At 71.4% G+C, this 22,670-nt stretch carries 8 protein-coding genes; 2 read left to right on the forward strand and 6 right to left on the reverse strand.

The features are described from left to right. Window positions 1–15: 15 nt before the first annotated feature. Complete coding sequence (locus MKL01_RS04140; protein ID WP_409566195.1) at window positions 16–2,541, reverse strand: glycogen/starch/alpha-glucan phosphorylase; 2,526 nt, start codon at window positions 2,539–2,541, stop codon at window positions 16–18. A 308-nt stretch (window positions 2,542–2,849) separates the two neighbouring features. On the opposite strand from MKL01_RS04140, the gene MKL01_RS04145 reads away from it, so the two are divergent. Further along, window positions 2,850–4,496: an alpha-amylase family glycosyl hydrolase gene (locus tag MKL01_RS04145; protein ID WP_243903964.1), complete on the forward strand. Its 1,647-nt coding sequence runs from the start codon at window positions 2,850–2,852 to the stop codon at window positions 4,494–4,496. 210 nt (window positions 4,497–4,706) lie between these two features. Then, on the forward strand, window positions 4,707–6,257 hold the full coding sequence (gene glgA, locus MKL01_RS04150; protein ID WP_243903965.1) for a glycogen synthase GlgA: 1,551 nt from the start codon (window positions 4,707–4,709) through the stop codon (window positions 6,255–6,257). A gap of 225 nt (window positions 6,258–6,482) precedes the next feature. On the opposite strand, the gene glgB is transcribed toward glgA, so the two are convergent. From glgB to treZ, 5 genes are all read right to left on the reverse strand, one after another. Beyond that, window positions 6,483–8,765, reverse strand: a complete 2,283-nt coding sequence (gene glgB, locus MKL01_RS04155) for a 1,4-alpha-glucan branching protein GlgB (protein WP_243903966.1) — start codon at window positions 8,763–8,765, stop codon at window positions 6,483–6,485. Then, on the reverse strand, window positions 8,762–12,040 hold the full coding sequence (gene treS, locus MKL01_RS04160) for a maltose alpha-D-glucosyltransferase (RefSeq protein WP_243903967.1): 3,279 nt from the start codon (window positions 12,038–12,040) through the stop codon (window positions 8,762–8,764). Before treS ends, glgB begins: the two co-directional genes overlap by 4 nt. 140 nt (window positions 12,041–12,180) lie before the next feature. Next, window positions 12,181–15,561, reverse strand: coding sequence for a maltotransferase domain-containing protein (locus MKL01_RS04165; RefSeq protein ID WP_243903968.1), 3,381 nt, complete (start codon window positions 15,559–15,561; stop codon window positions 12,181–12,183). 181 nt (window positions 15,562–15,742) lie between these two features. Continuing rightward, window positions 15,743–20,650: a malto-oligosyltrehalose synthase gene (locus MKL01_RS04170; protein ID WP_243903969.1), complete on the reverse strand. Its 4,908-nt coding sequence runs from the start codon at window positions 20,648–20,650 to the stop codon at window positions 15,743–15,745. After that, a complete protein-coding gene (gene treZ / locus MKL01_RS04175; RefSeq protein WP_243903970.1) occupies window positions 20,647–22,452 on the reverse strand; it encodes a malto-oligosyltrehalose trehalohydrolase in 1,806 nt (601 codons plus the stop codon). Before treZ ends, MKL01_RS04170 begins: the two co-directional genes overlap by 4 nt. Between the last annotated feature and the right edge of the window lie 218 nt (window positions 22,453–22,670).

Raw genomic sequence — 22,670 nt, forward strand, 5'->3', positions numbered from 1 at the left:
GTCCCGGCCGGCGGCTCAGGCCAGCCGGACCCGCCAGATCTCGGCGGCGTATTCGCGCATCGCCCGGTCGGAGGAGAACCACGCCATCCGGGCGGTGTTGCGGATCGCCTTCGCCCACCAGCCGCGCGGGTCGCGCCATGCGGCGTCGATGGACCGCTGCACCCGCCAGTAATCGTCGAAGTCGACGGTGAGCAGGTACTGGTCGCGGCGGCGCAGGTCGTCGGTGAGCGGCCGGAACCGGCCCGGCTCCTCCGGCGAGAACCGCCCCGAGGCGATCATGTCGAGGGCCGCCGCCAGCCGCGGCGAGGCCTGGATCGCCCGGGCGGCGTAGTCCGGCTCGGCCTGCCGGGCGCGGACCCCGTCGGCCTCCAGGCCGAAGATGAAGATGTTGTCCGCCCCGACATGGTCGCGGATCTCGATGTTGGCGCCGTCGAGGGTGCCCACCGTGAGCGCGCCGTTGAGGGCGAACTTCATGTTGCCGGTGCCCGACGCCTCCATGCCGGCGGTGGAGATCTGCTCGGACAGGTCGGCGGCCGGGATGATCGTCTCGGCCAGGCTCACCGAGTAGTTCGGCAGGAACACCACCTTCAGCCGGTCGGCGACCTCGGGATCGTCGTTCACCGCCTTGGCGACGTCGCAGGCGAGCTTGATGATCAGCTTGGCCTGCACGTAGCTCGGCGCCGCCTTGCCGGCGAAGATCTTCACCCGGGGCGCCCAGTCCCGGTGCGGCTCGGCCTTGATCGCCTGGTAGAGCGCCACGGTCTCCACCACGTTGAGCAATTGGCGCTTGTACTCGTGGATGCGCTTCACCTGGACGTCGAACAGCGCGTCCGGATCGATGTCGATGCCGGTGCGCTCGGCGACCAGGGCGGCGAGCGCCTCCTTGCGCTGCCGGCGCACGCCGGCGTAGCGCGCCACGAAGGCCGCATCCTCCGCGTGGGCCTCCAGCCCGCGGAGCAGCTCGGGGTCGTCGAGGACGCCGGCGCCCACCGTCTCCACGGCGAGCCGGGTGAGGCCCGGATTGGCGTTGTGGAGCCAGCGGCGGAAGGTGATGCCGTTGGTCTTGTTGACGATCTTGTCCGGATCGAGCGCGTGCAGGTCGGAGAAGACCGTGGAGCGCATCAGGTCGGTGTGCAGCGCCGAGACGCCGTTGACCCGCCGGGCGCCGTGGAAGGCGAGATGCCCCATGCGCACCCGCCGGCCGTGCGACTCGTCGATCAGCGAGATCGACGCCAGGTAGGCCGCGTCCTGCCGGCCGTGCTTGGACTGCTCCTCGAGGTGCATCCAGTTGATCAGGTAGATGATCTGCATGTGGCGCGGCAGCAGCCGCTCCATCAGCTCCACCGGCCAGGTCTCCAGCGCCTCGGGCAGGAGCGTGTGGTTGGTGTAGTGCAGCGTGTTGGTGGTGACGTGCCACGCATCCTCCCAGGAGAGGGCGTATTCGTCGAGCAGGAGCCGGATCAGCTCCGGCACCGCGATGGCCGGATGCGTGTCGTTGAGCTGGATCGCCGCGTGGTCCGGCAGGGACCGGACGTCGCCGCGCTCGGCCACGTGGCGGGCGACGAGGTCCTGGAGCGAGGCCGCGGTGAAGAAGTATTCCTGGCGCAGGCGCAGCTCCTGGCCGGCGGCCGAGGCATCGCTCGGGTAGAGCACCCGGGAGATCGCCTCGGCGCGCATCCGCGCCGCGGCCGCGCCGACATGGTCGCCGCCGTTGAACCGGGCGAGGTCGATGGGCTCGCCGGCCTCCGCCTTCCACAGGCGCAGGGCGTTGACGTGGCGCCCGCGCCAGCCGACGACCGGCACGTCGTGGGCCACCGCCCGCACGGTCTCGGCCGGCTGCCAATGGCGCCGGATCACCCCCGCCTCGGGGGAGGACAGCGTGACGGTGCCGCCGAAGCCGATCGTGTAGGCCGCCTCGGGCCGGGCGAATTCCCAGGGGTTGCCCTCCGCGAGCCAGGTCTCCGGCGCCTCGCGCTGCCAGCCGTCCTCGAAGGACTGGCGGAACAGGCCGTGGTCGTAGCGGATGCCGTAGCCCATGGCCGGGATGCCGATGCTGGCCATGCTCTCCATGAAGCAGGCGGCCAGCCGCCCGAGGCCGCCGTTGCCGAGCGCCGCATCGGGCTCGGCCTCCTGCACGGCGTCGAGGTCGACCCCGAGATCCCGGAGCGCCGACCGCGTGGTCTCGGTGAGGCCGAGGTTGTTCATCGCGTCCGACATCAGCCGGCCGATCAGGAATTCCAGCGACAGGTAGTAGACCCGCTTGTTCGGCACGCCGCGCTCGGAGGCCATGCAGGCGGCCACGATCCGCTCGCGCAGGGCCAGCGCGGTCGCGGCGAACCAGTCGCGCGGGCGGGCGGTCTCGGGGGTCTGGCCCAGCGCGAAGGTGAGCTTGGCGCGGATCGATTCCCGCAGATCCACCACCGCATCGCCGCTTGCGGACAGGACCGGGGCGGTCCAAGAGGCGGAGGCGGCAGCCTCGGGACCGCGCTCGTCGCGCGGGGCCTCGTGTGGCACAGGCCGGATCAGAACATCGTTCAGCACGTGCAGGTCCCCCAAAGTCGGTGTCCCGGATGTTCGGGCCGGGCGGATCGTGGGCGGATTATCTCTCTTGATGGATTGCCGCCGCGTGAACGGACGGGCAATCCGTGCCCCCGAAGCGCCCGACTGTGCGGTCGGCTTCCGGCGAAGTCGTGGCAGCGCCGCCGCAGCGGGGCGCACGGACACGTCCGGGACTATATGGCACGCCAACGTGACATTCCAGACACATGCGCCCGCGTCGAACCGGCCGCCGCCGGTCGCCGGCGCGCCGGCCCGCGGCGAAGCCGGGGCCGCAACGCGAGAGACGCAGCATGACCGACACCGTCTGGTGGAAGTGCGGGACCGTCTACCAGGTCTATCCCCGCTCGTTCCAGGACACGAACGGCGACGGGGTCGGCGACCTGCCCGGCATCACGGCGCGGCTCGACTACCTCGCGTGGCTCGGGGTCGACGCCGTGTGGATCTCGCCGGTCTACCCCTCGCCCATGGCGGATTTCGGCTACGACGTGGCCGATTACTGCGGGATCGACCCGCTGTTCGGCACGCTCGCGGATTTCGACGCGCTGATCGCCGAGGCCCACCGGCGCCGGCTGAAGGTGATCCTCGATTTCGTGCCCAACCACTCGTCGATCGCCCATCCCTGGTTCGCGGCGAGCCGGTCGTCGCGCGCGAGCCCGAAGCGGGACTGGTACATCTGGCGCGACCCCGCCCCCGGGGGCGGTCCGCCCAACAACTGGCTGTCGAATTTCGGCGGCCCGGCCTGGACGCTCGATGAGGCCACCGGCCAGTACTACTACCACGCCTTCCTGGCCGCGCAGCCGGACCTGAACTGGCGCAACCCCGCCGTGCGCGAGGCCATGCACGACGCGCTCCGCTTCTGGCTGGACCGCGGGGTCGACGGGTTCCGGGTCGACGTGATCTGGCACCTGATGAAGGATGCCGGATTCCGCGACAACCCGGCCAATCCCGACTATGCGCCGGGTTCGCCCGAGATCAACCGCTTCACCCAGGTCTACTCCGCCGACCGGCCGGAGATCTTCGACGTGATCGCCGGCATGCGGGCGGTGCTGCGTCGCTACGGCGAGCGCGTGCTGATCGGCGAGATCTACCTGCCGGTGGAGCGGCTCGTGGCCTATTACGGGCCGGACCTCACGGGCGCCGACCTGCCGTTCAACTTCCAGCTGATCCAGACCCCCTGGCGCGCCGACGCCGTGGCGGATCTCGTGGCCCGGTACGAGGCGGCCTTGCCCGAGGGCGGCTGGCCGAACTGGGTGCTGGGCAACCATGACCAGCCGCGCATCGCCGCCCGCGTCGGCGAGGAGCAGGCCCGGGTCGCCGCGATGCTGCTCCTGACCCTGCGCGGCACCCCGACCCTCTATTACGGCGACGAGATCGGCCTCGGGCACGTGCCGATCCCGCCGGAGCGCGCCCGGGACCCCTGGGAGCGCAACGAGCCGGGTCACGGCCGCGATCCGGAGCGCACGCCGATGCAGTGGGACGACTCCCCCCAGGCCGGCTTCTCCACGGCCGAGCCCTGGCTGCCGCTGTCGGCGGATTGGGCGACCCGCAACGTCGAGGCCCAGCGCTCGGACCCGGCCTCGATGCTGACCCTGCACCGGCGGCTGCTGGCCCTGCGCCGCGACCACGCGGCGCTCGCGGTGGGCGGCTATCGGGAGGTGCCCCCGGGGATCGGCGCGGAGGGGAGCGCGGACGGGAGCGCGGAAGGGAACGCGGAAGGGAACGCGGAAGGCGGCGCGGAGGTGTTCGCCTACGAGCGATTCGCCGACGATCAGGTCCTGCGCGTGATCCTGAATTTCGGCGCCTCGGCGGTCCGCCTGCCGCTGCCCGCGGGCGGCTGGACGGTGCTGCTCTCGACCTGCGCGGGGCGGGCCGGCGAGGCGGCCGGCGCGGCCGTGGCGCTGGGCTCCGCCGAGGGCGTGATCCTGCGGCGCTCCTGAATCCTGTATTCGGCGGTCGAGACATCGATTCGACGGTGCCTTCTTGCCGCAGTGCGGTATGAGTAACCGCCGCTTAAGGATGCCGGTGGCCTACTTTGTGCGTCGCAGCGGAACCGTCGCGGCGGAGGAGCATTGATCGTGGTTGAGATCGCGACAGCCGTGTCTGCCCGATCGTCCGCCAGAGCGGGACACCCGCCCGGGCCGGTGCCGATGCCCGATGCGCGCCGCGAGGGGTCCTACGGGGGCGCCTTCGCCGACCGGGCGCCGGTCGAGGACGGCGGCCCCTACACGATCCGGCAGGCCGCCCGTCCGGCCTCGCTGCGCCGCCGCATCCTCTACGCCACGCCCGAGATGGCCGATTTCGTGAAGACCGGCGGTCTCGGCGAGGTCTCGGCCGCCCTGCCCCGGGCCCTGGTGCCGCACTACGACATCCGCGTGCTGATCCCGGGCTACCGCCAGGTCCGCGCCGCCTTCCCGGAGATCCCGGTGGTCGCCCGCCTCGACGGGTTCGCGGGCGTCCCGCCCTGCGACCTCGGCCTGGTCGAGGCGGCCGACGGGTTGCGCATCTACGTCCTCCTGAGCCCCGACCTCTACGAGCGGGACGGCACGCCCTACGGCGACCAGAACGGCGATTTCGGCGACAACGACCTGCGCTTCGCCCGGCTCAGCCTCGCGGCGGCCGAGATCGCCGCCGGCATCGACGCCGACTGGGCGGCCGACCTCCTGCACCTCAACGACTGGCAGGCGGCGCTGGCCCCGGCCTATCTCGCGTGGCGCGGCCGGCGGGTGCCGAGCGTGCTGACGATCCACAACCTCGCCTACCAGGGCCTGTTCCCCCGGGACAGCCTGGCCCGGCTCGGGGTGCCGGAAACGGCCTTCCAGGTGGACGGGGCCGAGTTCTACGGGCAGCTCTCCTTCCTCAAGGCCGGGATCTTCTACGCCTCCCAGGTCACCACGGTGAGCGAGACCTACGCGCGGGAGATCCAGACGCCCGAACTGGGCTGCGGCCTCGACGGGCTGCTGCGCACCCGCGCCGGCCAGGGCCGGCTCGCCGGGATCCTCAACGGCATCGACGAGACCTGGGACCCGAGCACCGACCCCCACCTCGCCACGCGCTTCGAGATCGACGACTGGAAGGGCAAGCGCGCCAACGCCGAGGCGGTGCGCCAGCAGTTCGGGCTGGCGGTGTCCCGCGGGCCGCTCTTCGCCATCGTGTCGCGCCTCGTGCACCAGAAGGGCATCGACCTGAGCCTGCAGGCCGCCGAGGCGATCCTGGCCGAGGGCGGCCAGCTCGTGGTGATCGGCCAGGGCGAGGGCCGGTTCGAGCAGGCGCTCCGGGGGCTGGCCAAGCGCCACCCCGACGCGGTGGGCGTCCATGTCGGCTTCGAGGAGGCGCAGGCCCGGCGGATGTTCGCCGGCAGCGACTTCCTGCTGATGCCGTCGCGCTTCGAGCCCTGCGGGCTGGCCCAGATGTACGCGCAGCGCTTCGGCTCCCTGCCGATCGTGCGGCGGACCGGGGGGCTGGCCGACACGGTCGAGGACGAGGTGACGGGCTTCACCTTCGCGGAGCCCTCGGCCGCGTCCTTCGGGGCGGCGGTGCGCCGGGCCCTGCAGGCGTTCGGCCAGAAGAAGCGCCTCAACGCCATGCGCCGGCGGGCCATGGCGGCCCGCTTCGGCTGGGACCAGGCCGCCGACACCTATGCCGGCCTCTACGGCCGGGCCATCGGCAACAGCACGGCGCTGCGCTGGCGGGCCGCGTAGGGTTCTTCGCAGGGCGTTCCGCGTTTCTCCCTCCCCCCCCTCTGCGGGGGAGGGTTGCCCCCGGAGGGGGTCGGGAGAGGGGAGCGACGGTGCAGAATGGCCCTGTCCCGCCCTACCTGCTGTGCCCTGTCCTGAACCGGGGTTCCCCTCTCCCGACCCCTGCCGACGCAGGGGCCACCCTCTCCCGCAGAGGGGGGAGGGAGCACGTGGCGCATGTAGCCGCCCTCACCCCTCCAGCAGGAAGATCATCGTGGCCAGCGGCGGCAGGGTGAGCGACAGGCTCTGCCCCTGGCCGTGGCTCGCCGCCGCGTCGGTGTGGAGCCCGCCCCGGTTGCCGACATTCGAGCCGCCGTAGATCCCGGCATCCGAGTTGAACGCCTCCCGGTAGAAGCCCGCCTGCGGCACGCCGACCCGGTAGCCCTCCCGCGGCACCGGCGTGAAGTTCGACACCACGATCGCCACCTCGCCGGGCTTGGCGCCCTTGCGGGCCCAGGCGATGACGCTGTTGTCCTGGTCGTCCGCCACCAGCCACTGGAAGCCGGTATGCTCCACGTCGCGGCTGTAGAGCGCCGGGGTGGAGACGTAGAGCCGGTTGAGATCGCGGACCGCGTCCTTGACGCCCTTGTGCAGGGGATCGTCCAGCAGGTGCCAGTCCAGGCTGATGTCGTGGTTCCACTCCCGCTCCTGGCCGAACTCGCCGCCCATGAACAGCAGCTTCTTGCCGGGATGCCCCCACATGAAGCCGAAATAGGCCCGGAGGTTCGCGAATTTCTGCCAGCGGTCGCCCGGCATCTTGCCGAGCAGCGAGCCCTTCCCGTGCACCACCTCGTCGTGGGACAGCGGCAGGATGAAATTCTCCGAGAAGGCGTAGAGCAGCCCGAAGGTCAGGTTGTGGTGGTGGTAGCGGCGGTGGATCGGATCCTCCGACACGTATTTCAGCGTGTCGTGCATCCAGCCCATGTTCCACTTGAAGCCGAAGCCCAGCCCGCCCGTGTAGGTCGGGTGCGACACGCCGGGCCAGGAGGTCGATTCCTCCGCCACCGTGATCGTCCCCGGGGCGTGGCTGTAGGTCGCCTCGTTGGTCTTGCGCAGGAAGTCGATGGCGTCGAGGTTCTCGTTGCCGCCGTAGCGGTTCGGGATCCACTCGCCCTGGCGGCGCGAGTAGTCGAGGTAGAGCATCGACGCCACCGCATCCACCCGCAGGCCGTCAAGGTGGTAGTGCTCCAGCCAGAACCGGGCGTTGGCGGCCAGGAAGGTCGCCACTTCGGTCCGCCCGAAATTGTAGATGTAGGTGCCCCAGTCCTGGTGGAAGCCCTGGCGCGGGTCGGCGTGCTCGTAGAGGTGGGTGCCGTCGAACAGGCCGAGCCCGTGGGCGTCCAGGGGGAAGTGGCCCGGCACCCAGTCGAGCAGCACGCCGATGCCGGCCTCGTGGGCGGCGTCCACGAAGGCCGCGAAGTCGTCGGGCGTGCCGAAGCGGCTCGTCGGGGCGAACAGCGAGACCGGCTGGTAGCCCCAGGATCCGTCGAACGGGAACTCGGTGATCGGCAGCATCTCGATATGGGTGAAGCCCATATCCTTGACGTAGGGGATCAGCCGCTCGCCCAGCTCCTTGTAGGTCAGGTAGCGGTTGCCCTCCTCGGGCACCCGCGCCCAGGAGCCGAGATGGACCTCGTAGATCGAGATCGCGGCGTGGCGCGGGTCCTTGGCGCCCCGGGTCGTCATCCAGCCGGAATCGCGCCAGTCGAACTCGCTCGTGCCGTGGGTGACCGAGGCGGTCTCCGGCGGGTGCTGGGCGGCGAACGCCACCGGGTCGGCCTTGAGCGGCACGAGGGCGCCGTCCGGGCCGCGGATCTCGAACTTGTAGCGCACGCCCGCCTTGAGGCCGGGCACGAACAGCTCCCAGATGCCGCCGTCCTGCCACAGGCGCATCGGGTGGCGCCGGCCGTCCCAGTCGTTGAAGTCGCCGACCACGCTGACCTTGCGGGCGTTCGGCGCCCAGACGGCGAAGCGGAAGCCGTCGATGCCGTCGAGCTGGCCCGACTGGGCGCCGAGCATCCGGTAGACCAGGTTGGTGCCGACCTCGCGCAGGGCGGCGACGTCGTACTGCTCGATCGACGAGCCGAAGCCGTAGGGGTCGTAGCGGCGGCGCTTCGACCCGTCCCAGGACTCGACCTCGATCTCGTAGAGCGGCCGTCCCTCGCCCTCGACCTTGGCGACGAAGAACCCGTCCGGGTGGCGCTTCTCGAACGGCACGGTGCGGCCGTCCATCACCAGGGCGGCGGCCTTCGCCTCGGGCAGCACGGCGCGCACCTCCCAGGCCTGGGGCCCGACCCGGTGGGGGCCGAGCACCGAGAAGGGGTCGCCGTGGCCGGCACCCATCAGGGCGGCGATCGCGTCCGGGTGGACGCTCGGCGGCGCGGCGGCTCCGGGGCCCGGGACATCCGCGTTCCGCGCCGCCCCCGCTTCCGGGTCGGCCCGCATTGCGAAGGTCTGGTCGATCGCCGTCATTCCGATGCTCCGGGCTCGTGTCCGTCCGTGTCCAGAATGGTGAGAACCCCCCGTGCGGGGATTTCGATCCAGTCCGGCCGGTTGTTGGCCTCGTAGTCGACCTCGTAGAGGGCCTTGGTCAGCAGGCAGAGGCGCAGCAGCCGCGCCCGCGTGCCCGGGTCGGTCACCGCAGCCCGGGACCCGTCCACGGCCGACTGGTATCCGGCCAGGAAGGCCGCCTCGATCATGCCGCGCCACGCGGTGGCGGCGTCCCGGGCCCGCTCCTCGGTATCGCCGAACCGGGCGGCGATCTCGCGGGTCACGGTCTCGGCCCCGTACGCGAAGGAGCGCATCAGCCCGGCCACGTCGCGCAGCGGCATCGACTTCGCCCGGCGCTCGTCGGCGGGCCGCGAGGGCTCACCCTCGAAGTCGACGATGATCAGGTCGCTCTCGGCGACCAGGACCTGTCCCAGATGGTAGTCGCCGTGGATGCGGGTCTTGTGGGCTCCCCGCGGCGGCTCGGCGGTGAGGGTGTCGATCAGCGCCTCGACCTGCTGGCGGCGCTGGCCGAGCTCCGCGCAGGCCGGCTTGCCGGCATCGAGGCCCCGGTCGGCCAGGCCCTTGAGCGCCCGGAAGGCGCGCTCGGCCTGATGGCGGGCATCCCGGGCCAGCACCCCGAGGTCGTCCTCGGTGAAGGGCTCGGCCGCGAAGGCCGGATCGTCGGTCTCGATCGCCAGCGCCGCGTGCAGCTCGGCGGTGCGCCGCCCGAGCAGGGCCGCCCAGGGCCCGTGGGCCTGGAACGCCTCCGCGGGGGTGGCGGCCTCGCTCTCCGGAGTGAGCACCACGGTCTCGAAGTCCCGGCGCAGCCCCTCCAGCATCAGCGTCCAGGCGTCGCCCTGGTTCATGACGAACTTTTGCAGGACCGCCAGCGCCGTCCGCGTGCCGTCCTCGGCCACGTGTTCGAGGGTGCCGAGCAGCGCGGGCGTGTTGGAAAAACCCGCCTCCTCGGTGAGGAAGCGCCCGACCTCGATCTCGGGATGCATCCCCGGCTGCAGGCGGCGCAGCAGCTTGAGCATCATCTTCGAGCCGATGGCGATCGAGGTGTTGCTCTGCTCGGCCGAGAGCCGGCGGATGTCGGCCACGTCGACCGTGACGGCCGGGTCGAAGGCCGAGGTGACGGCGAAGACGAGGCTCCCGCTCTCCGTGGGGATCTCCCGGCCCTGGCGCATGTCGTCGATCAGGCAGGCGGCGAAGTCGTTGGAGCCGGCCGCCCCGTAGAGCAGCCCGGTGCGCGGCCCCCGGCGCACCCGCGCCACCGCGAAGGGCAGCAGCGTCTCGTCCTCGCGGCCCTCCTCGACGCCCACGGGCATGAAGTATTCGTGGCTCTCGCCGTTGGCGAGCTGCACCTGCAGCCGCGGCAGCAGGAACCGGGCGCTCCCGTCCACGTCCTTCAGGGCGGCGCAGTCGATGACCTTCACGGCCCGGATCCGCGAGCCCTTGGCGCCGAACCAGCGCCGGCTCGTCAGGAACGGCGGCACCACCGTCCGCTCGAAGGCGACGCGCTCGCGCCCGCTCATCAGGCTCTCGATGCCGCCGGTCAGCACCAGGGTGAACAGCTCCGGCGGCTCCTGCTGCGGGCCGACGACGCCGGAGCGCGCCGCGCTGAGCGAGAACCAGTAGAAGCCGTAGGACGGCAGGGTCAGCAGGTAGGGCAGGTCGCCGATCGGCGGGAACTCGGTGCCGCCGGTGAGCTCGATCGGCACCGCGGTGCGCAGTTCCGACAGGTCGAGCTGCACCGCCTGGGGCGCGCGCGACAGGTTGGCCACGCACAGGACCCGCTCGTCCCCGTGCTCGCGGATCCAGGCCAGGACCTTGCGGTTCGACGGATAGAGGAACTGGATCGTGCCGCGGCCCAGGGCGACGCTGTTGTTGCGGATCGCGATCATGCGCCGCGTCCAGTTCAGCAGGCTGGTCTGCGCCTGGATCTGCGCCTCGACGTTGATCGCGTCGAAGCCGTAGATCGGGTCCTGGATCGCCGGCAGGAACAGCCGCTGGGGGTTCGCCCGGGAGAAGCCGCCGTTGCGGTCGGGGGTCCACTGCATGGGCGTGCGCACGCCGTCGCGGTCGCCGAGGTAGATGTTGTCGCCCATGCCGATCTCGTCGCCGTAATAGAGCACCGGCGTGCCGGGCATCGACAGGACGAGGGACTTCATCAGCTCGATCTTGCGCCGGTCGTTCTCGAGGAGGGGCGCGAGGCGACGGCGGATGCCGAGGTTGATCCGGGCGCGGCGCTCGGCGGCGTAGAACGACCAGAGATAATCACGCTCCTCGGCGGTGACCATTTCCAGGGTCAGCTCGTCGTGATTGCGCAGGAAGATCGCCCATTGGCAGCCCTCGGGGATCTCGGGGGTCTGGCGCATGATGTCGGTGATCGGGTGCCGGTCCTCCCGGGCGATCGCCATGTACATCCGCGGCATCAGCGGGAAGTGGAACGCCATGTGGCATTCGTCGCCGTCGCCGAAATACTGCGCGGTCTCCTCCGGCCACTGGTTGGCCTCGGCGAGCAGCATCCGGTCGGGATAGCTGGCATCCAACGCGGCGCGGATTTTTTTTATGACGTCATGCGTTTCCTGGAGGTTCTCGCAATTCGTGCCGTCGCGCTCGATCAGGTAGGGGATCGCGTCCAGCCGCAGCCCGTCGACGCCCATGTCGAGCCAGTAGCGCATCACCTCGATGACGGCCTCCAGCACGGCCGGGTTGTCGAAGTTGAGGTCCGGCTGGTGGCTGTAGAACCGGTGCCAGAAATACTGCTTGGCGACCGGGTCCCAGGTCCAGTTCGACGCCTCGGTATCGAGGAAGATGATCCGCGTATCCTTGTACGGCTCGTCGGTGTCCGACCAGACGTAGAAGTCGCGCTCGGGCGAGCCGGGGGGGGCCTCCCGGGCCGCCTGGAACCAGGGATGCTGGTCGCTGGTGTGGTTGATGACGAGCTCGGTGATGACCCGCAGGCCGCGCTCGTGCGCCGCCTCCACGAAGGCCTTGAAGTCCTCCATGGTCCCGTAGGAGGGGTTGATGTCCCGGTAATCGGCGATGTCGTAGCCGTCGTCGCGCAGGGGCGAGGGGTAGAACGGCATCAGCCAGATCGCCGTGACCCCGAGGTCGCGGACGTAGTCGAGGCGCTGGGTCAGGCCCTCGAAGTCGCCGATCCCGTCGTTGTTCGAGTCGAAGAACGACTTGACGTGGATCTGGTAGATGATGGCGTCACGGTACCATTGCGGGTCGCTGCGATCGATCATCGCGTCGCTGCCTCATCGGTGGACTTCAAGGGGATCGGCGGTCGGGACTGGCGGATGGACCGCCGCGCGCCGCAACGGTCGGCGACGGGACCGCCCGCCGCCGGATATTCAATTGCCATGGTCGAGTGCCACGCGCGGCCTCAGCCCGCAACCCGCCGCGGCGCCCGCAGGCGCCAGATCACGCAGGATCGCTCGGCCGGATCGAGGGCGATGCGGTGGGTCTTGCCGCGCAGCTCGAACGTGTAGCCCTGGAGCAGGTCCTCGACCTCGACGGCGCCGTCGTCGGGCAGGCCGAACAGCCAGAGCGGCACCTCGTAGGTGCATTCCTGGCGGCTCTTCGGGTCGAGGTTGACCATCGTGAACACGCAATTGTCGCGCTCCGGCGTCGCCTTGGCGTAGGCGATGATCTGGTCGTTGGAGGCGCCGGTGAAGACCACGTTGCGGAAGTCCCAGAGGGCGGGGTTCTCGCGCCGGATCTTGTTCAGCCTGACGATGTGCTCGCGGATGTTGCCCGGCCGGTCGTAGTCCCAGGCCTTGATCTCGTATTTCTCGGAGTTCAGGTATTCTTCCTTGCCGGGATACGGCGCCGCCTCGCACAGCTCGAAGCCGTTGTAGATGCCGTAGACCGACGACAGGGTCGCGGCGAGCGTGCCGCGGATCACGAAGCCGGCGCGGCCGCTGGTCTGGAGGAAGTAGGGATTGATGTCGGGCGTGTTGGCGAAGAAGTTCGGGCGGTAGTATTCGCCCATCTCGCCGGCGAGCTCCAGGGCGTAGTCGGTGAGTTCCTGCTTGGTGTTGCGCCAGGTGAAGTAGGTGTAGCTCTGCTGGTAGCCGGCCTTGGCGAGCTTCTTCATCATCTTCGGCCGGGTGAAGGCCTCGGCCAGGAAGATCGCGTCCGGATACCGGCCGTTGACCTCGGCGATCACCCATTCCCAGAACGGGATCGGCTTGGTGTGCGGGTTGTCGACCCGGAAGATGCGCACGCCCCGGGCGCACCAGCCGAGCAGGATGTCGCGCAACTCGATCCAGAGCCCGGGCAGGGCCCCGCCGTAGAAATGGACGTTCGAGATGTCCTCGTACTTCTTCGGAGGATTCTCGGCGAATTTGAGCGTGCCGTCGGGGCGCCACTCGAACCACTCGGGATGGTCCTTGATCCAGGGATGGTCCGGCGAGCACTGGATCGCGAAGTCGAGGGCGATCTCCATGCCGTAGGCGTGGCTCGCCGCCACCAGCCGCTCGAAATCCGCCAGGGTGCCGAGGTCCGGGTGGACGGCCTCGTGGCCGCCCTCCTCCGAGCCCACCGCGTAGACCGAGCCGACATCGCCGGGCTCGGCCGTGAGGGTGTTGTTCTTCCCCTTGCGGTTGGTGCGGCCCACCGGGTGGATCGGCGTGAAATAGAGGACGTCGAAGCCGAGCTCCCGGATCTCCGGCAGGCGCCGGATCACGTCGTCGAAGGTCCCGTGGCGGTGGACGTCCATCGACTGGGAGCGCGGGAAGATCTCGTACCAGGCGGAGAACCGGGCCGCGAGGCGGTCGGCGATCACCGGCAGGGTCACGGGATAGCGGGTGAGGTTCACCCGCTCGGCGTTCCGGCGCACGAGGCTCGCCGCGTCGGGCTGGAGGATCCGTTCGAGCTGGGCGGCGGAGCCGGTCTCCTCGGCGGCCAGGGCCGCCACCAGGGCGGTGAGGCGCTCGCCGTCGCGCCCGCCCCGGGTGCGGGCCAGCGACGCGGCGGTCTCCACCAGGGTCACGCCCTCGATCGTCTCGAGGCGCACGTCGACGCCGGCGGCGCGCTTCTTCAGGGTGTCGCGCACCCAGGACGAGAACGGATCGCGCCACGCGATCAGGGTGAACTCGTAGCGGGCGTTCTTCTCCAGGGGGACGTGCCCGGCCCAGCGGTCGTTGTCGACGAAGACCATCGGGTCCTCGCGCCACGCCGCGTCGCCGGCGACCCGCGACAGGATCGCGGCGTCGATGACCTCGTGGCCGTCGGAGAAGATGTCGGCCTCGACCCGCAGGGACTCGCCGACGATCCGCTTCACCGCCGAGCGGCCGCCGTCGATCTCAGGGCTCACCGCCTCGATCACCACCCGGCCCGCCCCGTCCGGGGTGCCCCGTTCGGGCTGGCGGGCGACCTGCTGGGCGCCGGCCGCGAGGATGCGCAGCTCACCCGGAAGCAGGTCGATGGCGCTGCCGGGATGGAAGGCGATCGGCTCGACCTCGGGGGTCCGGTCGACGAAGGCGCCGAGCATCCCGCCGGTGCGGGCGATCAGCGCGCCGGCCTCCACCGGCACCGGCTTGTCGGTGGGATTGTAGAGCACGATCAGCCCGTGCCGGGCCGAGGCCGGATGGCCGGTGTCGAAGCGGGCGAGCGCCACGAGGTCGCTGTCGGGCGCCGAGATGCGGACCTGCGCGCCCTCGACATTGGCGGCCGGCAGCTCGGCTCGCAGGGCGTTGATCGCCCGGATGAAGCCGGAGATGTCGATGCCGGTGTCGCTCTCGCGGTCGCGCGGGGTGGTCTCGACCACGTGCAGCGCCCGGCGGTAGCCCCACTCGTAGCCGATCGGCATCAGCACGCCCGCCGAGAAGAAGGCGGCGAGCGCGTAGCGGGTGCGCAGGTGGGCCGCCACCGCCTCGGGGCCGCCGCCGATCTCGGCGGCGAGCCGCTTCATGTCGTGGTTTTCGGGAAACGCGATCGAGGGCGCCAGCACCCGCAGGCGCTCGTACTGCTCCAGCGCCCAGGGCTTCTTCAGGTCCCACCACGCGAAGGAGTTGAACAGGTAGTCGAAGCCGGCGCCCGCCGTGGCCCGCGCCTCCTCGAAGGTGCAGCCCAGGGTCTCGGCGGCGAACAGGCAGGCCGGGTCGCGGTCCTTGGCCTCGCCGATCAGGACGCGCCAGGTCTCCGGCGGCACCTTGTAGGCGGCGTCACAGCGGAAACCCGCGACGCCGAGCCCCTGGAGCCGCCCCACGTAGGCGCCCCAGATCCGGGTCAGCTCGTCCCGGGCCGCGGGGGTGTGGTAGTCGAGTTCGGCCAGATCGCCCCAGACCGTGCGGATCGTGGGATCGTCGGGATCGACCGCCGCGGGGTGCATGATCGAGCCGTCCGGCTCCTTCATGAACAGGTCGGGCCGCTCCGTGGCGAGCCGGGCGTTGTCGGCGGTGTGGTTGATCACGAGGTCGGTCATCACCGACAGGCCCAGCGCCTGCGCGGCGGTGCAGAAGTTGCGGATCTGCGCGTCGTCCGGCGTGCCGTCCGGGTCGCGGATCCGCTCGTCGAGCCGCTCGGGATCGGCCACCGCGTAGAGGCTCTTCGAGCCGCCGGTCTGGTGGAACGGGTTGAGGTAGATCCAGTCGAAGCCGAGCGCGGCGATCCGCGGCAGCTCGGCGGTCCAGTCCGCGACGCGCCCGACCAGGAGCGGGAACAGGTTGTAGATCCGCGGCCCCTCGGCGCGGGGCGCCAGCGAGGCCGGCAGGACGGCCTCGGCTCCAGTCGTCGCCGCGGCTTTGGTCGGTGCGTTCATGCTGGCTTCTGGCTCCCGTTCCTGTGTCGTAACGCCCGAACCGTCCGGGCGTGCCTCATGATCCGGTTCGACGTGTCTCAGCAGAGTTGCGTGACACGGCTGCGGAGGCGCCTGCCTGCCAACCGCGCGCCTAACCCTCCCCCCCTCTGCGGGGGAGGGAGAGCTACGGATCCGGCCGCTCTCATGTTTCCCGCTGCAGCACCGCGTAGGGCAGCTCGCGCAGGACGTCGCCGAGGTCGGCCCCCTCCCCTCGGCTCTCCACGATCCGCCCCGTCGCGAGGTCGCGCCAGCGGGTCCCCGCCCCGAGCTCCACCCGGGTGCCCGCGAAGGCCTCGCCCGACCAGACCGCCTCGCCGACGAACCCGGCCACCAGCCGCGGCACCGCCACGAACAGGTCGCCGCCCTCCTGGCCCGGATCGGTCCGCCGGTAGGCGATCACGTGGGCCGCCCGCGCGCCCTTGGCATCGACCGGCTCGTAGGACGCACTCGCGTAGAAGTCCGGGCGTTCGGCCCGCTCGGCCAGGAGCCGGGTGAGCGTCGCCTGCTTCACCCGCCCGTCCGGCCAGTGCGCCAGCAGGGCAGCGGGCTCCCCGCCCTGTTCGAGCATCCGTTCCAGGGCCGGGTAATCCACCGGGCGGCGGTTGTCGGGATCGACGAAGGAGAAGTCCCACACTTCCGTGCCCTGGTAGGTGTCGGGCAGGCCCGGCAGGGTGCATTTCAGGACCGTCCGGCCGAGGCTCGCCAGCATGCCGAGATGGGCGAGCCGCCGGGCGAAGGGCCTGAGCGCGTTCAGGAAGTCCGAGCCCGGGGCGATCAGCGCGGTGAACAGCCGCTTGACCGCGCCCTCGTAGACCGCGTCGACATTGACCCAGCTCGACCGGCGCTTGCCCTCCCGCATGGCCTTCTCGCCGTAGGCGATGAGCCGGTCGCGGAACTCCGCGATCGCGTCGGGTTCGTCGCCCTCCAGCAGCTCCAGGGGCCAGGCGCCGAGAATCGCCTGGAAGAACATCCACTGGTCGTTGGCGTCGGGCGCCGGCTCCCCGTCGATCCGGGCGAGATGGGGCCCGGCTGTCCGCTGCCACAGGTCCCAGGCCTTGGCCCATTCCTCCGGGATCTCCGAGAGGGCGAGCAGCCGGGTCCGGGCATCCTCGCCGCGCTTGGTGTCGTGGGTCGCGGTGGTGATCATGGCGCTCGGCCAGTCGCGGGCGCGGGCGATCTGCAGGTCGTGGAAGTGCTCGGCGTCGATGCCGTACTCGCCCGGATCGCCGCCGACCTCGTTGAGGCCGAGCAGGCAGGCGTAGCGATAGAACAGCGTGTCCTCCAGGCTCTTGGCCATGACCGGGCCGGTGAGCTGCTGGAACCGGCGGCGGAAGCGCAGCACCACCCGCGGGTCCGGCCGGCCCGGACCCACCGTCTCGATCCGCCCGAGCAGGACCTCGGCGGCGAAGTCGTGGACCGAGCGGTCGGGCAGGCTCGACCAGCGCTTGGCCTTGGCGACCGCGCCCTCGATCAGCCGGACGTCCTCGGGCTCGACCTCGCCCTCCTCCAGCTCCGGCGGCAGGTAGCTCCGGTAGGTCGGGAAGCGCGCGATGATCTCGATCAGCGCCCGGCGGAGCGCGTTGACGGTGAAGTCGCGGGTGCGCCGGTCGGCATCGGCCACCTCCTTGAGGTCGGAGGTCAGCACCTCCAGCTCGCTGGCGAAGCTGATCTCCAGGATCTCGGCCTTGGCGGCGCGGAGCTGGAACCCGTAGGGCTCGTCGAAGCCGGTCGCCCAGGTGTACAGGCGCTCGACCTTCCCGCGCCGGGTCTTGTCGACCAGGATGCCGTCGAGCTGGTTGAGCACGTCGTAGCCCGTGGTCCCGGCCACCGGCCAGGGCCGCAGCCGCTCCCCCGGCTCCAGGATCTTCTCCACCACCACGTAGAAGCCCGGTCCGACCGCCGCCTGGAGCGCCCGCGCGTAGCCCAGGGGGTCGGCGAGCCCGTCGATGTGGTCGATGCGCAACCCGTCGATCCGGCCCGCGCGGACGTGCCGGAACACCGTCTCGTGCGAGCGGTGGAAGATGTCGGACAGCTCGACCCGCAGGCCCGCCAGGGAGTTCACGTCGAAGAAGCGGCGGTAGTTGATGTCGCTCGACGCCACCCGCCAATGGGCCAGCCGGTAGGCCTGGGCCTCCAGCAGCCGGTGCAGCGGCCCGAAGCTGTCCGGGCGGCCCTTGAAGCCGTTGAGCAGCGCCAGCGTGCTGGCGGTGGCCTCCTGGATCAGCGGCGACACGCCGTGGATCTCGGCGAGCCGGCGCTTCAGCCCCTCGGCCTCCTCGGGGAAGCCCCTGCGGCGGCTCTCGTCGGTGTCGATCGCCATGGCCCGCAGGCGCTCGGAGATCGCGAGCAGCTCCGCGGTGGTGTCGTCGTCCACGGCCCCGATGGCGGCGATCACCCGGTTGAGGATCGTCGGGTAGCTCAGCGGCCGGATCGGCAGCTGGTGCTCGTAGTGCCAGACGCTGAACGCGCCCGTGTCGGGGTCGAACTTCAGCACCAGCGTGCCCTGCTCCAGGGCCTCGCCGTAGCGCTCGCCCAGGAACGGGATGACGAGGTTGCGCCCGGCCCCGAGCCGCTCCCAGTCGATGTCGAAGGCATCGGCGAACGGCGACAGGGAGCCCCATTCGAGCACCGAGAGCCACCAGGGATTGTCGGCACCGCCGACGCCCATGTGGTTCGGGACGATGTCGAGCAGGAGCTTGATCCCGTGGGCGTGGAGCGTCTCGGAGAGCCGGATGAAGCCGTCCTCGCCGCCGAGCTCCGGGTTGATCGCGCCGTGGTCGACGATGTCGTAGCCGTGGGTCGAGCCCGGCCGCGCCTTCTGGAGCGGCGAGGCATAGACGTGGCTGATCCCGAGCCGGTGCAGGTAGGGGACGATCCGGCCCGCATCCGCGAAGGTGAAGTCCTTGTGGAACTGCAGCCGGTAGGTGGAGCGGGGCGGCGGGGCGGCCAGCCGCGCGGCGCCGGAGCGCGGTCCCCGGGCCTCGGCGGACAGCGACGCCGCCAGCTTGGCGAGCGGGCCGCCGGGGGCGGCGATGTCCACGAGGTCCCGGTCGAGCTTGCGCCGCCAGTTCGGGTACCCCTCGGTGGAGCCCGGCACGTTGGCCTGGGCGAGCTCGGAGACCACGTCCTCGTACTGCACGGCGGTCAGCATCGCGGGCGCCCGGGCGAGGTAGCGGGCGGCGGCCTCGAAGGGCGCGGCGTCCGGCGGCTCGGCGGACGGGATGAGCTGCTCGCCGGCCAGCGCCTCGGCGAGGCGGCGCCGCTCGACCACCCGCTCGGCGCGCTCGGCCTCGGCCCGATCCTGGTCGTAGAGGCCCAGCGACTGGCGGGTGTCGGTGTCGACCCCGCGCCACCAGCCGACGAAGGTCGGCAGGTCATGGGTGGTGATCGCCGTGAGCGCGTCGCGCGGATAGGCCGCGGGGGCCTTGAACCGGCCGTCGGCCTCCCGCTCGAAGGCGAGGATCCGGTAGCTCAGCACCCCGGCCCGCATCAGCGCGTCGGAGAAGCCCTCGGGGGCGGTCCCGAGATCCTCGGCGATGACCAGGCACTTGTTGCGGTGGCTCTCCAGCCGCAGCACCGCCAGCATCGGCTCGAACGGCATCGCCACGTAGGCGCCGGCCTGGGCGCCCGCGCCCAGCGGGATCAGGAACAGGCGGGCGAGCTGGAAGGCGTGGTCGATCCGGATCGCGCCCGCATGGCGCATGTTGGCCTGGACCAGCGCCCGGAAGGCCGCGAGCCCGTCGCGCTCCATCGCCAGCGGGTCGAAGGCCGGCAGGCCCCAGTTCTGGCCCTTCGGGGCCAGGAGGTCCGGCGGCGCGCCGATCGACACCCTGTCGGCGAAGCGCTCGGGATGCGACCAGATTTCGGAGCCGCCCCGGTCGGCGCCGACCGCCAGGTCCCGATAGAGCCCGACCCGCATGCCGGAGCCGAGCGCCGCCGCGGACGCCTCTTCGAGCTGTCGGTCGGCGAGGTATTGCAGCCAGGCATGGTAGCCCACCGCCTCGGCGTTCTCCGCCGCGAAGGCGCGCACCGCCTCCGTGCCGGCGCGGCGGAATTCCTCGGGCCAGTCGCCCAGCCAGTGCGCGCCCTGCTGGCGGAAATGTTCGGACAGCGCCTCGAACACCGCGTGGGAGGCGAGGTCCGCGCCGCCCTCCTGGCGGAAGCGCTCGAACCCGGCATCGGTGCCGGCGCGGGCGGGCGAATCCGCCCAGAGCGCCCGGAGCACAGGATCGAGCACGTCGTGCACGCCCTGGTGGTCGACCAGCGCCGCCTCGCGGAGCGCCGCGATCGCGTCGGCGCGCTCGGCGAGCAGCGCCTCGGCCCGGGACCCCGCCAGCCCGGGCAGGCTGCGCGGGGCGATGAACAGCGTCTCCAGGAACAGCCGCGAGGACGGCGAGTACGGGGAGATCTTGGTCCGGTCGGAGGCGAACAGGGCGTGGACCGGGCTCAGGCCCAGGAACGCCGCCCCGCGCAGGGCCGCCTCCCGGGCGGCCTCGCCGGCATCCGCGTAGGTGCCGATGCCGATGTTGGTGGCCGAGCGCAGGCCGTAGAGCTGGGCGGCCAAACCCCAGTCGGAGGCGCCCTCCTCCGTATAGGGGCGCGGGCGCCAGCAGCGCTGCGGCGCGGCGATCACCCAGGCCTCGGTGCGGGACTGGCCGGCCTGCACGGTGAGGCGGTGGTAGCCCGGGGTCAGCGGCGGCAGCTCGAAACCCGGCTCCGACCCCTGCGGGTTCGCCCGTCCCTCGCGGGCCGTGCCGCGCTCGTCGACGAGGCGCCAGACCAGGGTGTGGGGCGTCCCGTTCTGGAGCCGAACCGGCACCCGGGCGGCCCGGCGGGCCTCCACGGGCAGGAGCGGCGGGATCAGGCCGCGGCGCAGGCTCTCGACCTCAGCGAGGCTCTCGGCGATCGCCGCCTCGTCCTGGACCGCGAAGCCCAGGGCCGCGAGCAGGCCGCGGCGCACCTCCAGCGACGTCTCGACGGGCTTGCCGAAGGCGTCGGTGTAACCGGCCGCGACGCCGACGAGGTCGGCGAGTCTTTCGAGGGGGCTCACGCGCGAGGCTCCGTCAGGAACAGGCCGGTCCAGGATGGCAGGTCGCGCCCGGCCCCGTCGGGGGCGTTGGTCCAGATCAGCCGGGCGCCCCCCGGGTCGACCGCGAAGGGCGCGGTCCCGACATTGGCCACGAAGCGCAGGGTGCCGGCGCCGAAGCGCCACGTGCAGTCGATCACGTCCTGGCGCGGCAGGGTGGCGGCGGCGCCTTCATAGCCGGACTTCGCCAGCGGCACGACCACGTCGCGGCGCAGGGCGAGCAGCCGCGTCGTCTCGGCCAGCACCTCGCGGTGGGGCGAGCGGTCGCGCTCCGACCAGTCGAGCTTCGAGGCCTCGAAGGTCGCGCGCTCGGTCGGGTCGGGGATCTTGGACGTGTCGTCGGCAAACGCCGCAAAGCTCTTGAACTCCCGGCGGCGGCCGTCGCGCACGGCCTTGTTCAGGTCCTCGTCCGGGGCGAAATCGACGAAGAACAGGAACGGCGCCGAGGCCGACCATTCCTCGCCCATCCACAGCATCGGGATCTGCGGCGCCAGCAGCAGCCCGGCCCGGGCGAGATCGAGCTTCTTCGGGTCGGCCAAGTGGTTGAGCCGCTCGCCCAAGGCGCGGTTGCCGACCTGGTCGTGGTTCTGCAGGAAGGTCACGAAGGCGGAGGGCGGCAGGTGTCCGGAGGGCTCGCCGCGGGGGTGGTTGCCGAGGGTCGAGAAGGGCTCGCCCTGGTAGGCGAAACCCTCCGCGAGGCAGCGGGCGAGGTGCGCGACCGGTTTGTCGGCAAAGCTCTTATAATAGCCGGCATCCTCGCCGGTGAGCAGGACGTGCCAGCCATGGTGCAGGTCGTCGGCCCATTGCGCGTCGTGCATCTTCGGCCGGCCGGCGGCGTCGCGCTCCAGCCAGCGGGCCTGGTTGGCCTCGTTCTCCAGCATCAGGTGGATCTGCCGGTCCGGGAAGGTCTTGCGGACCGTCTCGCCGAGCTCGGCCAGGAAGTGGCGGGGCGAATCGTCCAGGATCGCGTGGACGGCGTCGAAGCGCAGGCCGTCGAACCGGTATTCCTCCAGCCAATACAGGGCGTTCTGGATGAAGAACTGGCGCACGACGGCGCCGCTCTCCTTGCCGTCGAAGTTGATCCCCGCGCCCCAAGGGGTCTGGTGGCGCTCGGTGAAGAACGTCTTGGCGTAGGCGTGGAGATAGTTCCCGGCCGGGCCGAAATGGTTGTAGACCGCGTCGAGATAGACCATCAGCCCGAGCCCGTGGGCGGCGTCGATCAGGCGCTTGAGGTCGTCCGGGCGGCCGTAGGCGCCGTCGGGGGCGTAGGGCAGCACGCCGTCGTAGCCCCAGTTGCGCGAGCCCTTGAAGTCGGCGAGCGGCAGCAGCTCGATGGCGGTGACGCCCAGCGCCTTGAGGTCCGGCAGCCGCGCCTGCAGGCCGGCATAGGTGCCCTCCGGGGTCGCCGTGCCGACATGGCACTCGTAGATCACCGCCTCCTCGAAGGGCCGCCCGGTCCAGGCCTCGTCGGACCACGCGAAGGCGCGCGGGTCGATCACCTCGCTGAGGCCCGAGACGTCCTCCGGCTGGAAGCGCGAGGCGGGATCGGGGGCGACGAGGTCGCCGTCGATGCGGAAGCCGTAGCGGGCGCCGGGCTTCACCCCGGGCAGGGCGGTGCGCCGCCAGCCGCCGCCGGATTCGGGCAGGGGATGGCTGGTGCCGTCGACGACGAGGTCGACGCTCTTGGCGGTGGGCGCCCAGAGGGCGAAGCGGACGCCGCCCTCGACCATCTCGGCCCCGAATTCCATGCTGTGGGCGCGCCGCATCGGGCCACCGTCCTCGTCATTGGCCGCGCGCACCGGGGCGCAAGCGCTGCAGGATCTACCAGTGGTGGGAGAAGGCCCCGGGCACGATCCGGTTCCCGCAGTGCAGCTATGGCGGGTGTCGGGTGTGGCAATGGGGATTCGGAAGCCTGCGACGCGCGCTCCTCCCCTCTTGAGGGGAGGAGTTGGAGGGGGGGTGGCTCAGGATCAAGCGGTGCGGT

The sequence above is a fragment of the Methylobacterium sp. J-070 genome, assembly GCF_022829385.1.
In the GTDB taxonomy this organism is placed as follows: Bacteria; Pseudomonadota; Alphaproteobacteria; order Rhizobiales; family Beijerinckiaceae; genus Methylobacterium.

What these genes read in the sequence shown, in the direction of transcription:
- MKL01_RS04145 (WP_243903964.1), top strand. Translation starts at nt 2,850, where the DNA reads ATGACCGACACCGTCTGGTGGAAGTGCGGGACCGTCTACCAGGTCTAT.
- glgA (WP_243903965.1), top strand. Translation starts at nt 4,707, where the DNA reads ATGCCCGATGCGCGCCGCGAGGGGTCCTACGGGGGCGCCTTCGCCGAC.
- glgB (WP_243903966.1), bottom strand. Translation starts at nt 8,765, where the DNA reads ATGACGGCGATCGACCAGACCTTCGCAATGCGGGCCGACCCGGAAGCG.
- treS (WP_243903967.1), bottom strand. Translation starts at nt 12,040, where the DNA reads ATGATCGATCGCAGCGACCCGCAATGGTACCGTGACGCCATCATCTAC.
- MKL01_RS04165 (WP_243903968.1), bottom strand. Translation starts at nt 15,561, where the DNA reads ATGAACGCACCGACCAAAGCCGCGGCGACGACTGGAGCCGAGGCCGTC.
- treZ (WP_243903970.1), bottom strand. Translation starts at nt 22,452, where the DNA reads ATGCGGCGCGCCCACAGCATGGAATTCGGGGCCGAGATGGTCGAGGGC.